Annotated in this window: 10 protein-coding genes; 7 read left to right on the top strand and 3 right to left on the bottom strand. The window is 63.1% G+C overall.

The features are described from left to right. The first annotated feature begins 9 nt into the window (after positions 1–9). From EN851_RS26205 to EN851_RS26180, 5 genes are all read left to right on the top strand, one after another. Positions 10–1,878: an extracellular solute-binding protein gene (locus EN851_RS26205; RefSeq protein ID WP_135930302.1), complete on the top strand. Its 1,869-nt coding sequence runs from the start codon at positions 10–12 to the stop codon at positions 1,876–1,878. Between the two features lie 279 nt (positions 1,879–2,157). Next, positions 2,158–3,252, top strand: coding sequence for a microcin C ABC transporter permease YejB (locus tag EN851_RS26195; protein WP_135862143.1), 1,095 nt, complete (start codon positions 2,158–2,160; stop codon positions 3,250–3,252). Continuing rightward, positions 3,252–4,397 carry an ABC transporter permease gene (locus tag EN851_RS26190; protein ID WP_135930301.1) on the top strand — a complete coding sequence of 382 codons (1,146 nt, stop codon included), beginning with the start codon at positions 3,252–3,254 and terminating at the stop codon, positions 4,395–4,397. The genes EN851_RS26195 and EN851_RS26190 overlap by 1 nt, the downstream gene beginning before the upstream one ends. Continuing rightward, complete coding sequence (locus tag EN851_RS26185) at positions 4,394–6,025, top strand: ABC transporter ATP-binding protein (protein WP_135930300.1); 1,632 nt, start codon at positions 4,394–4,396, stop codon at positions 6,023–6,025. The genes EN851_RS26190 and EN851_RS26185 overlap by 4 nt, the downstream gene beginning before the upstream one ends. 30 nt (positions 6,026–6,055) lie before the next feature. Then, positions 6,056–6,997, top strand: coding sequence for a glyoxylate/hydroxypyruvate reductase A (locus EN851_RS26180; RefSeq protein ID WP_127278434.1), 942 nt, complete (start codon positions 6,056–6,058; stop codon positions 6,995–6,997). A 13-nt stretch (positions 6,998–7,010) separates the two neighbouring features. Here EN851_RS26180 and EN851_RS26175 read toward each other — a convergent pair whose 3' ends face one another. The 3 genes from EN851_RS26175 to EN851_RS26165 form a co-directional block, all read right to left on the bottom strand. After that, positions 7,011–7,538 (bottom strand): AAA family ATPase, encoded by a 528-nt coding sequence (locus EN851_RS26175; protein WP_135916841.1) that lies wholly within the window; start codon positions 7,536–7,538, stop codon positions 7,011–7,013. A gap of 33 nt (positions 7,539–7,571) precedes the next feature. Beyond that, positions 7,572–7,931, bottom strand: a complete 360-nt coding sequence (locus EN851_RS26170; protein WP_127278432.1) for a hypothetical protein — start codon at positions 7,929–7,931, stop codon at positions 7,572–7,574. Between the two features lie 100 nt (positions 7,932–8,031). After that, positions 8,032–8,949: a methyltransferase domain-containing protein gene (locus tag EN851_RS26165; protein WP_127870711.1), complete on the bottom strand. Its 918-nt coding sequence runs from the start codon at positions 8,947–8,949 to the stop codon at positions 8,032–8,034. A gap of 152 nt (positions 8,950–9,101) precedes the next feature. On the opposite strand from EN851_RS26165, the gene EN851_RS26160 reads away from it, so the two are divergent. After that, on the top strand, positions 9,102–10,112 hold the full coding sequence (locus EN851_RS26160; protein ID WP_135930355.1) for a ligase-associated DNA damage response exonuclease: 1,011 nt from the start codon (positions 9,102–9,104) through the stop codon (positions 10,110–10,112). A gap of 241 nt (positions 10,113–10,353) precedes the next feature. Next, on the top strand, positions 10,354–11,955 hold the full coding sequence (locus EN851_RS26150; protein ID WP_135930299.1) for a cisplatin damage response ATP-dependent DNA ligase: 1,602 nt from the start codon (positions 10,354–10,356) through the stop codon (positions 11,953–11,955). The last annotated feature ends 73 nt before the right edge of the window (positions 11,956–12,028 follow it).

Genomic DNA, 12,028 nt, shown 5'->3' with positions numbered 1-12,028 from the left:
CGGCAATCGATGACGGCCCTGCCCCGCCGCGACTTTCTCGCTCTTGGCGCAGCTGCCACTGCCGCCGCCTTGTTGCCGGGCAAGGCTTTCGCAAACATTGCCACCGGGATCAAGCTGCACGGCCTGTCGGCCTTCGGCGACCTCAAATACAGACCGGATTTTGCGCATTTCGACTATGTCAATCCGGACGCTCCCAAGGGCGGCCAGATGAATTTCACGCCGCCCAGCGCAACCCTCAATCAGAGCTTCCTGACTTTCAACACACTGAATTTCCTGGTGTTGAAAGGAGAGGCGCCGCCGCGCGCCGAACTCTGCTTCGATTCCCTGATGGCAAGCGCGCTCGATGAGCCGGATGCGGTCTACGGCCTGCTTGCCGAGTCCGTCACGCTGTCGCAAGACCGCAACGGCTTCCGCTTCGCGCTTCGGCCGCAAGCGCGTTTCCATGACGGCTCGCCGCTGACCGCCGAAGACGTCGCCTCCGCGCTGAAGCTGTACAAGGACCAAGGCCACCCGAACCTTTCCAAGGCGCTGCGGCATATGACGGAGGCGGTCGCGGTCGATCCCGTCACCCTTGCCCTGACCTTCAATGGCGAACAGTCCGCGCAAAACATCCTAGCGGTCGTCGGAATGCCGATCGTGTCCAAGGCCTTTTATACGGCCAACAATTTCGATGCCTCAACGATGACACCGCCGCTTGGCTCGGGGCCCTACAGGATCGGACGCGTCGCGGCCGGACAGACTGTCGAATATGACCGCGTGGCCGACTATTGGGGCCGCGATCTCCCGGTGAACCGCGGTCTGTACAATTTCGACCGTATCCGCATCGACTTCTATCTCGACCGGCAGGCGGCATTCGAGGCCTTCAAAAAGGGCGATACGCATTTTCGCGAGGAATTCACCGCGCGTGTCTGGGCGACCGGATACGACTTTCCAGCGTTGAAGGACGGCAAGGTCGTCAAACGGGAATTTCCCGGCGAAAAGACGCCGGACATGCAGGGCGTCGCGCTTAACCAGCGTCGCCCGCAATTTCGCGACGAACGGGTGCGACGAGCGATCGCCAGATGCTTCGATTTCGAGTGGATGAAGCGGGCGTTGTTTTACGGCTCTTACGAACGCGCTCAATCGAATTTCGAACGGTCGGATTACAAAGCCGAAGGCCTGCCCTCGCCTGAGGAATTGGCCCTGCTGGAGCCGTTCCGAGCCGAGTTGCCGCCAGAGGTCTTTGGTGAAGCCGTAACGCAGCCCCTCTCCGACGGTTCGGGCCATGACCGCAAGCAGCTGGGCGAGGCTTCGCGGTTGCTTGCGCAAGCCGGCTGGAAGCGCGCGGGCAGTTTCCTCGTCAACGACAAGGGTGAGCGGCTGCGGGTTGAAATGCTGGCGGAGGATGACGGCATCGTTCGCATCTACACTCCGTGGTCCGAGAATATGAAGGCGATCGGAATCGACGCATCGATCAGGCAAGTCGATTCAGCGCAATATGAACAGCGGCAGAGCGATTTCGACTTCGATCTCAACATGCTCCATTGGTCGATCGGAGCGACACCGACTGATGACGGGCTGGAAATGCTCTATGATTCCCGGATGGCTGACACACCGGGGCAGCGCAATTATCCGGGTACGAAAAGCAAGGCCATCGATGCGCTGATCGTGGCGGCCGGCAAGGCGCAAAGCCGCGCAGAACTCGTCGCGGCGCTGAGAGCGCTCGACCGGGTCTTGCGCGCGCGGCTAGACTGGATTCCAACATACTATCTGGCGAATCACCGCGTCGCCTATTGGGACATGTTCGGCTTTGTCGAGCAAAAGCCCGATTTCGGCTTTCCGGTCGAGGCGCTGTGGTGGTTCGATAAGGGCAAGGCGGCAAAAATTGGCAAAGGCTGAATTTCTTGCGGGCGTTGGCGCTGCCCCTCACCTGCCTGCCGGCATCCTCTCCCCGTATAGTGACGGGGAGAGGGGTGCTCTGATCAGTGATTTCGCCAACTACAAGCGTCGCGATAAGAGCGCCGAGATCATGGCCAGCCCATTTCTCCCCGTCCCTATACGGGGAGAAATGTCCGGCAGGACAATGAGGGGCGGCGCCGGCGTCGACAATTGGCCTGAAGCGACTGCCTTGGGGGTGCCGCCGGACACGGTGGCTCTCCCTGAGGAGGATACCATCTGATGGGCGCCTATATACTGCGCCGCATCCTTTTGATGATCCCGACGCTGTTCGGCATCATGGCGATATCCTTCGCCGTCATCCAGTTCGCGCCTGGCGGCCCGGTCGAGCAGGTCATCGCCAAGCTGACCAACCAGGGCGGCAGCGACCGCCTCGGCGGTGGCGGCGGCGATGCGGGCGGTTCCAATTTCGACGCGGCCGGCGACGTCAGCTCGAAATATCGCGGCGCCCAGGGTCTCGATCCGGAATTCATCAAGAAGCTGGAGAAGCAGTTCGGCTTCGACAAGCCGCCGCTCGAGCGCTTCGGCATGATGCTGTGGAATTATTCCAGGTTCGATTTCGGCAACAGCTATTTCCGCGATATTTCGGTGCTCGACCTGATCCTGGAGAAGATGCCCGTTTCGATTTCGATCGGGCTCTGGATCACGTTATTGTCCTATCTGATCTCGATCCCGCTCGGCATCCGCAAGGCGGTCAGGGACGGCACCCCCTTCGACGTCTGGACCAGCGGCGTCGTCATTGTCGGCTATGCCATTCCGGGCTTCCTGTTCGGCATTCTTCTGATGGTGCTGTTTGCCGGCGGCTCGTTCTGGGACTGGTTCCCGTTGCGCGGCATTGTCTCCGACAATTGGGATCAGTTGTCGTGGCCGGCCAAGATCGCCGACTATGCCTGGCACATGACCTTGCCGCTGACGGCGCTGGTGCTGTCGGCCTTCGCCACGACGACGCTTTTGACCAAGAACTCGTTCCTGGAGGAAATCCGCAAGCAGTATGTGGTGACGGCGCGCGCCAAGGGCCTGTCGGAACGGCAGGTGCTTTACGGCCACGTCTTCCGCAATGCCATGCTGATCGTCATCGCCGGCTTCCCCGGTGCCTTCATCTCGGCCTTCTTCACCGGCTCGCTGCTGATCGAGAATATCTTCTCCCTCGACGGGCTCGGCCTGCTCGGCTTCCGGTCGGTGGTCGAGCGCGACTATCCCGTGGTTTTCGCCAATCTCTACATCTTCTCGCTTCTTGGCCTGTTCATCGGGCTCCTGTCCGACCTGATGTACACCTGGGTCGATCCGCGCATCGATTTCGAGCGGAGAGACGTCTGATGTCGGAGGCAAGCGTTACCGCCGGTGTCTTGCCGGAGCGGCTCCCACGGCCGTTCCTGTCGCCGCTCAACAAGCGCCGCCTGCAGAATTTCAAGGCCAACCGGCGCGGCTACTGGTCGCTATGGATCTTCCTCATCCTGTTCGTGCTGTCGCTGTTTGCCGAATTCATCGCCAACGACAAGCCGATCATCGCTTCCTACAAGGGCGAAATCCTGTTTCCGGTGATGGTCGCTTACCCCGAAGAAAAATTCGGCGGCTTCTATGCGGTCACGGATTACCGCGACCCGGTGATCCAGGACGAAATCAATGCCCATGGCTGGATGATCTGGCCGCCGATCCGCTATTCCTACCAGACCGTCAACAACGCCATCCCGGAAGCGGCACCCGCCAAGCCGTCCTGGCAATACGACGCCGAGACGCGCTGCAACCAGTATCCGCAAGGAGCCGATGACCCAGCCTGCAATGTCGGCAACTGGAACTGGCTCGGCACCGACGACCAGGCACGCGACGTGCTGGCGCGCGTCATCTACGGCTTCCGCATTTCGGTGCTGTTCGGCCTGATCCTGACCGCCGGCTCGGCTCTCATCGGCGTTGGGGCTGGTGCCTTGCAAGGCTATTTCGGCGGCTGGACGGATCTGCTGTTCCAGCGCTTCATCGAGATCTGGTCGGCCATTCCGGTGCTCTATCTGCTGCTCATCGTCGCCGCCATCCTGCCGCCGGGCTTCTTCATCCTGCTCGGCCTGATGCTGTTGTTCTCCTGGGTGGCGCTGGTCGGGGTGGTGCGGGCGGAGTTCCTGCGCGCCCGCAACTTCGAATATGTCAACGCCGCCCGCGCGCTCGGCGTACCCAACCGCACCATCATGTTCCGGCACCTGCTGCCCAACGCCATGGTGGCGACATTGACCTTCCTGCCCTTTTTGCTGAGCGGATCGATCTCGACGCTGACCTCGCTCGATTATCTCGGCTTCGGCCTGCCGCCGGGTTCGGCCTCGCTCGGCGAATTGCTCAAGCAGGCGCAGCGCAACCTCAACGCGCCTTGGCTCGGCATATCGGGCTTCGTCGTCATCTCGCTGATGCTGTCGCTGCTGGTTTTTGTCGGCGAGGCGACGCGCGATGCCTTCGATCCGCGCAAGACGTTCAAATGAGCGGAGCGCCCTTGCTCAGCGTGCAGGACCTCAGCGTCGCCTTCAGCCAGGGCGGCGGCCAGTCCGTTGCCGTCGACCACATCTCGTTCGACATCGCCAGGGGCGAGACGGTGGCGCTGGTCGGCGAATCCGGCTCCGGCAAATCGGTCTCGGCGCTGTCGGTGCTGAAGCTGCTGCCCTACCCCAGCGCCAGCCATCCGTCGGGCAAGATCCTGTTCCAGGGCACCGACCTCTTGGCCATGAGCGAGAAGCAATTGCGCCAGGTGCGCGGCAACAAGATCACCATGATCTTTCAGGAGCCGATGACCTCGCTCAATCCGTTGCACACGATCGAGCATCAGATCGTCGAAATCCTGAAGCTGCATCAGGGCATGGGCGACCGTCCGGCCAAGGCGCGCACGCTGGCCCTGCTCAACGAAGTCGGCATTCGCGATCCGCAAAAGCGGCTCGACGCCTATCCGCATCAGCTTTCGGGCGGCCAGCGCCAGCGCGTCATGATCGCCATGGCTCTCGCCAACGAGCCGGAACTGCTGATCGCCGACGAGCCGACGACGGCGCTCGACGTCACGGTGCAGGCACAGATCCTCGAACTGCTCGCGGGCCTCAAAAGCCGCAAGGGCATGTCGATGCTGTTCATCACCCATGACCTCGGCATCGTGCGCAAGATCGCCGACCGGGTCTGCGTGATGACCAAGGGCAAGATCGTCGAGACCGGGCCAACCAAGGACATCTTCGCCAACCCGCAGCACCCCTATACGCGCCACCTTCTGGCCGCCGAGCCGAAAGGCAAGCCGCCGGCCGCCAATGCCGACGCCAAGCCTGTCATGACCGGGAAGGACATCAAGGTGTGGTTCCCGATCAAGCAGGGCTTCTTCCGGCGCACGGTCGATCATGTGAAAGCGGTCGACGGCATCGATGTCACGGTGCGCGCCGGCCAGACACTCGGTGTGGTCGGAGAGTCGGGTTCCGGCAAGACGACGCTCGGCCTGGCGCTGGCGCGCATGATCTCGTCGACCGGAACCATTCAGTTCAACGGCCGCGACATCAACCAGCTCACCTTCAACGCCATGCGGCCGCTCAGACGCGAACTGCAGATCGTCTTTCAGGATCCGTTCGGTTCGCTCAGCCCGCGTATGTCGATCGCCGAGATCATCGAGGAAGGCCTGAAGATCCACGAGCCGAAACTGTCGCCCGACGAGCGCGACGACAAGGTCGCCGCCGTGCTGAACGAAGTCGGCCTCGACCCGGCGACCCGCAACCGCTATCCGCACGAATTTTCCGGCGGCCAGCGCCAGCGTGTTGCCATCGCCCGCGCCATGGTGCTCAACCCGCGCTTCGTCATGCTGGACGAGCCGACATCGGCGCTCGACATGAGCGTGCAGGCGCAGGTCGTCGATCTCCTGCGCAATTTGCAGGCCAAGCACGACCTCGCCTATCTCTTCATCAGCCATGACCTCAAGGTCATCCGGGCGCTGGCCAATGACGTCATCGTCATGCGCAACGGCCAGATCGTCGAAGCCGGCCCTTCCGAACAGATTTTTGGAAATCCGCAAACCGACTATACTCGGGCGCTGATCTCGGCAGCCTTCAAGATCGAGACGGCTCCGACAGGCGCGGTCAGCGAGTGATCCGCACAAGGAAGGATTGAACGAACCGCGATGGAAAAAGGCCGTATCCTGCTAGCCGTCACCGGCTTTCATCCGCAACGCTGGCGCGACCTCTTGTCGGCCGAGCGCGAGGTGGTGCTGGAGCCGGACGGCGCCAAGGATCCTTCGATCACCTATGCGGTGGTGTGGAAGCACAAGCCCAATTTGATGTCGTCGCTGCCCAATCTGCGCGCCATCTTCTCGATCGGCGCCGGCGTCGACCATATCTTCGCCGACCCCGGCCTGCCCGACGTTCCGATCGTCAAGGTCGTCGCCGACAACCTCACGCAGTACATGACCGAGTACGTCGTCTGGCGGGTTCTCGACCATCACCGCCAGGGCCTGCTCTACCGGTCGCAGCAGTTGAAGAAGACCTGGCACGAACCGCTGCAGCGGCCGGCCGGGGACATTTCCGTCGGGATCATGGGTCTCGGCAGTCTCGGCCGGGCTGCGGCCTCGGTGCTTCTGTCACTCGGCTTCGCGGTCAATGGCTGGTCGCGCAGCGACCGGCCGATGAAGGGCGTGGCGACCTATTCCGGCGAAGCAGGCCTCATCCCATTCCTCAATGCCACCGACATTCTGGTGGTGCTTCTGCCGCTTACTCCAGACACGCAAGGCATCATCAATTACGGCGTGCTGAAGGAGTTGCGCAAGCGCAACGGCCTTGGCGGCTCGGTGCTGATCAATGCCGGGCGTGGACGTCTGCAGAAGGACGCCGACATCATACGGGCGTTGGACGACGGCACGCTGAAGGAAGCGAGCCTCGACGTGTTCGAGGTCGAACCGCTGCCCAAGACCAGCCCGCTGTGGACCCATCCGAAAGTGTTCGTGACGCCGCATGCCGCGGCGACCTCCGATCCCGTGCACCTGGCACCGACCATGCTGCGCCAGATGGATGCTTTCGAGCGCGGCGAAAAGCTCGACAATCTGGTGGACCGCAAGGCGGGATATTAGCAGGGCGTTACCCTCATCTGGGCAAGTCCCACTCCCGGAAGCATTCCTTGATTGCCCGGACCGACGACAGTTGCAGCTTCGGCAGATCGATCTGCTCGAACATTGTCCGGTATCTCCGGCGATTTTTCGGCGTGGTCACGGCGATGTGGTGGATCATGTCCCATTTGATGCTGTCGCGCCCGCCTGCCAAGCCACCGCGCCTGTCCCTCTCGAACAGGGTTCGCCTGAAATAGCGCAGCAGACTTGCGGAGGTGGAGATGTCCAGCAGGATCAATCCCGTCGCGCGCCGGAAGCGTTGCGGCATGCAAACCGAGTAGTTTCCGTCCATCACCCACCGCTCGCCGGCGATCGCGGCCTCATGCAAGGCAATGAACTCGTCCCTCGGACGCTGCACCCAATCCGTGTGGGGCAGGTGAAAGAGCAGATCGAGATGAATGGGTGTCAGGCCACGCTTGCGCGAGATCGCGTCGGCGAGAGTCGACTTGCCGCTGTTGGACGGCCCAAGGATACAGATGCGATCGCCGAGGTCCGAGAGGTTCACCGGACGGAGCCTTGCTAATGGACGGTTGGATCATCAGCCAGGCAGAGCGAACTTCTTCTGCTTGTCCGGCTTGCCGCAGTCGCGGCGGTCGATGGACCGGTTCATGGCATCGATCTCGCCTGACGCCTTGTCGCTGTCGCGCTGGGCCTTGGAGCGCATGTCGGGCGTGAACGGACCGAAGCCCATGGCGGGATTGGAGAAGGTCGGCTTGGCGGTCGTCGGGAGATTGTATTGCTGCGCCAATCCGTTGCGCTGCGCCAGCAACTGATCGCATGGCACGCTGTCATATTGCAGCGAGGATTCGATGTTGGCATCCTGCCGCTCGGACGCTGAATTGCCAACGCAGCCGGTGGTTGCCAGGCAAGACGCCAAGATCATCATGTTCCAGCGCATCGAACTGCTCCTCCTGGTATCCCGCCCTGATGCGACCAGATCGCAAATATCAGTCGCGCACGCAAATCGGACTTTTTCGCAGCAGTGCAAAGAGCTGGCCTCACACGGCCTGAGCTTTCCGTGCCACGACGGCCAGGCCTTTGACAGGCTCTCGGCGATCCCAGCGGATGGTTGTCGGTTCCAGCGCGACGATCGAGAGACCGTTGGCCTCGAGGGTCCGTCCGACATAGCCATCCGAATGGGCGTAGCGCCGCGACGGCTGCAGCGCGAAGTCGCCGCCATCCACGAGGCTCTCGACGGAAAAGGCAAACAGGCCGCCCTCGGCGAGCAGGCCGGCGACCGCTGCCACCAAACCTTCGAGCCCACCGATGTAAATCAGCACGTCGGCTGACGTCACCAGATCGGCCTTGCCGCCCGAATAGGAAAAATCCTGCAAATCCGCTTTTGTCAGCGCGTCATAGATATTTTTTGCCCGCGCCTTCCTCAGCATCCTTGCCGAGATATCGACCCCCTCCAGCCGGTCGACGATCGGCCTCAGCCTCTCGCCCATCAGTCCGGTGCCGCAACCCAGGTCGAGCGCCAGGCGGAAGCGGCCCGGCCTTGCCTTGCGGATGGCAGCGTCGAGCACCTCGGGCAGCCGGTAGTCGAGCTTGCCGACCAGCGTCTCCTCGAATGTCTCGGCATAGTGGTCGAACAACGTCTCGACAAAGGCGCTGGGCGGCGCGGTGGAGGCCGGACCTTTGCCGATCAGCTGCAGTTTGAGCACCGCGCCCTGGCGATCGGCCGGATCGAGTTTCAGCGACGTCGTCCAGGCCTGCGCCGCAAGGTCGAGCCTGCCTGATGCCTCCTGCATCTCGCCGAGGCGAAACCAGCCCATTGCCCATTGCGGCGCCAGTTCCAGCGCGCCGAGCAGCAACTCGGCCGCCGCAGTGTGATCGCCGGAGACAAAGAGCATTTCGGCATAGTCTGCACGGCGATCGGCGTTCGGGTCGCCCGACGAGGTCTGAAGCGGTTTCATGATGATGGTTCCACCGGCAGGGTAGCCGGCCGCCCATCTGTGTAGAGCAAAGCACGCCGAAGCTGAACCGAATTGAGCAGGCTTTGCCCGGCGAGTCAGCAGTCTCGGGCAACCGGCTTCCCGCGGCGGAATTATATCCTATCTTGAGGGTCATGCGCGCCAGCGACCTGCTTCATCCCCGGCCCGAGGGCCTCTACTGCCCGCCGGGCGATTTCTTCATCGACCCGATACGGCCGGTGAACCGGGCGCTGATCACGCACGGCCATTCCGACCATGCGCGTTCCGGCCACGGCTCGGTGCTCGCGACACAGCAGACGCTCGACATCATGGCACTGCGCTACGGCGAGGATTTTGCCGGGACGACGCAGGCAGCCATGCTCGGCGAAACGATTGCCCTCGACGGCGTCAGCGTCAGCTTCCATCCGGCCGGCCATGTGCTGGGGTCGGCGCAGATAGCGGTCGAGCACCAGGGCAGGCGCATCGTCGCCTCCGGCGACTACAAGCGGCAGAAGGATGCGACCTGCGCACCGTTCGAGCCGATTCGCTGCGACGTCTTCATCACCGAGGCGACCTTCGGTCTGCCGGTGTTTCGCCATCCGCCCGATACGGAAGAGGTCGCCCGGCTGCTGAAATCGGCCGCGCAGTTTCCCGAACGCTCGCATCTGGTCGGAGCCTACGCGCTCGGCAAGGCACAACGGGTGATGCGGCTGTTGCGCGACGCCGGTTACGACAAACCGCTCTACATCCATGGCGCGCTGGCCAGGCTCAGCGAATATTACCAGAGCCAGGGCATCGACCTCGGCGAACTCGAGCCGGCGACGGTGGAGAGCGGCGGCAAGCAGGATTTCGCCGGCGCCATCGTGGTCGGCCCGCCATCGGCCTTCGCCGACCGCTGGGCGCGGCGCTTTCCCGACCCGATCTCATGCTTCGCGTCGGGCTGGATGCGCATCCGCCAGCGCGCCAAGCAAGGCGGCGTCGAGCTGCCGCTGATCATCTCGGACCATGCCGACTGGGACGAACTCACCGCCACCATCAAGGAGACCGGCGCCGAGGAAATCTGGGTCACGCACGGCCGCGAGGAAGCTCTGGTGCGCTGGTGCGAATTGGAAGGGATAGCGGCCAGGCCACTGCATCTGGTGGGCTATGAGGACGAGGGCGATTAATGCAATACAGTTCGCCAATTGTCCCTGACGAGCCCTACGGCGCCCCCCTCTGGCCTGCCGGCCATTTCCCCCACTTGTGGGGAGATCAGATGTTACGCCGGCTTTCGCCAATCGCTGATGTTGGGGGAGATGAGCCGGCATCGCAGCTGCCAATCTCCCCCCTCGTGGGGGAGATGTCCGGCAGGACAGAGGGGAGCGCGACGGGACGCGACGACTGCCGATTGGCGAGGTTTCCCTCCCCATGAACCGCTTTGCCGAACTTCTCGACCGCCTGGTGCTGACGCCGTCGCGCAACGGCAAGCTGACGCTTTTGACCGACTATTTCCGCAGCGTCGAGGATCCCGACCGTGGTCTGGCGCTGGCCGCGATCACCGGCGATCTCAAAATTGCCGCCGTCAAGCCGGCCATGCTGCGCACGCTGGTCACCGAACGCATGGACCCGGTGTTGTTCGGCTATTCCTACGACTATGTCGGCGACCTCGCCGAGACGGTGTCGCTGGTCTGGCCGCAACCGCCTGGCAGGATCGCCAACCGCGAGCCGACGCTTGGCGAGGTGGTGGCGAAGCTGCAGGCGGCAAGCCGCTCCGACGGGCCGAAGGTGCTGACGGGGCTGCTCGACAGCGCCGGCATCTCGGCGCGCTTCGCCATCATCAAGCTGGTCACCGGCGGCCTGCGCATCGGCGTCTCGGCGCGGTTGGCCAAACAGGCGCTGGCCGATTTCGGCAAGGTCGACGTCGCCGAGATCGAGGAGCTCTGGCATGGGCTGTCGCAGCCCTACACGGCACTGTTCGCCTGGCTGGAAGGCAAGGCCGAAAAACCACGCAACACGGCGCTGGCGCTGTTTCGCCCGGTCATGCTGTCGAACCCGGTCGGCGACGGCGATCTCGAAAAGCTCGATCCCGCCGACTATGCGGCGGAATGGAAATGGGACGGGATCCGTGTCCAGGCGGTGGCCGAAGGCGGCATCCGCCGGCTCTATTCGCGCACCGGCGACGATGTCTCGGGCGCCTTTCCAGACCTCGCCGACGCCATGCACTTTTCCGCCGCACTCGACGGCGAATTGCTTGTCGGCGATCCACGCAAGGCGACGGGGACCTTCTCGGACTTGCAGCAGCGGCTGAACCGCAAGACGGTGGCGCCGAAGATGCAGCAGCAATACCCGGCCTTCATGCGCTGCTACGACCTGCTGCAGATCGGTGAAGAGGATCTGCGCCCACTGTCCTTCCGCGAGCGGCGCGGCCGCCTCGAAGCCTTCATCGGGACGCTCGACCCCAGCCGATTCGATCTCTCCCCCTTCGTCGACTTCGCGGACTGGCAGGCGCTCGAGGACCTGCGCCGCGCGCCGCCGCATCCGATCATCGAAGGGGTGATGCTGAAGCGCTGGGATTCGCCCTATGTCGCCGGCCGGCCGAAGGGTCCGTGGTTCAAATGGAAGCGCGATCCGCACACGGTGGACGCCGTGCTGATGTATGCCCAGCGCGGCCACGGCAAGCGTTCGAGCTTCTACTCGGACTACACGTTCGGCGTCTGGTCCGGGACCGCGGGCGAGGAGGAGCTGGTGCCGGTCGGCAAGGCCTATTTCGGCTTCACGGACGAAGAGCTGAAGCAGATCGACAAATATGTCCGCGACAACACGGTCGAGCGCTTCGGGCCGGTGCGCTCGGTGCGCGCCAACCGTGACAATGGCCTGGTGCTGGAAGTCGCCTTCGAGGGGCTCAACCGCTCGACCCGGCACAAATCGGGTGTGGCCATGCGTTTCCCCAGGATTTCACGGTTGCGCTGGGACAAGCCGGCCAACGAGGCCGACCGCATAGAAACCCTGCAGGCGCTGCTCGACCGCTAACGCTTTGTTTTTACGCAATTTCCAAGGGGAAGCGCTACGCGCTTCTCCCGGGAAAACCGCTACGCACTTTTCC

This window comes from Mesorhizobium sp. M8A.F.Ca.ET.208.01.1.1 (genome assembly GCF_004791315.1).
Taxonomy (GTDB): Bacteria; Pseudomonadota; Alphaproteobacteria; order Rhizobiales; family Rhizobiaceae; genus Mesorhizobium.
The sequence above is the reverse complement of the archived record's forward strand: the minus strand, read 5'-3'. Positions and strand labels throughout refer to the sequence as shown.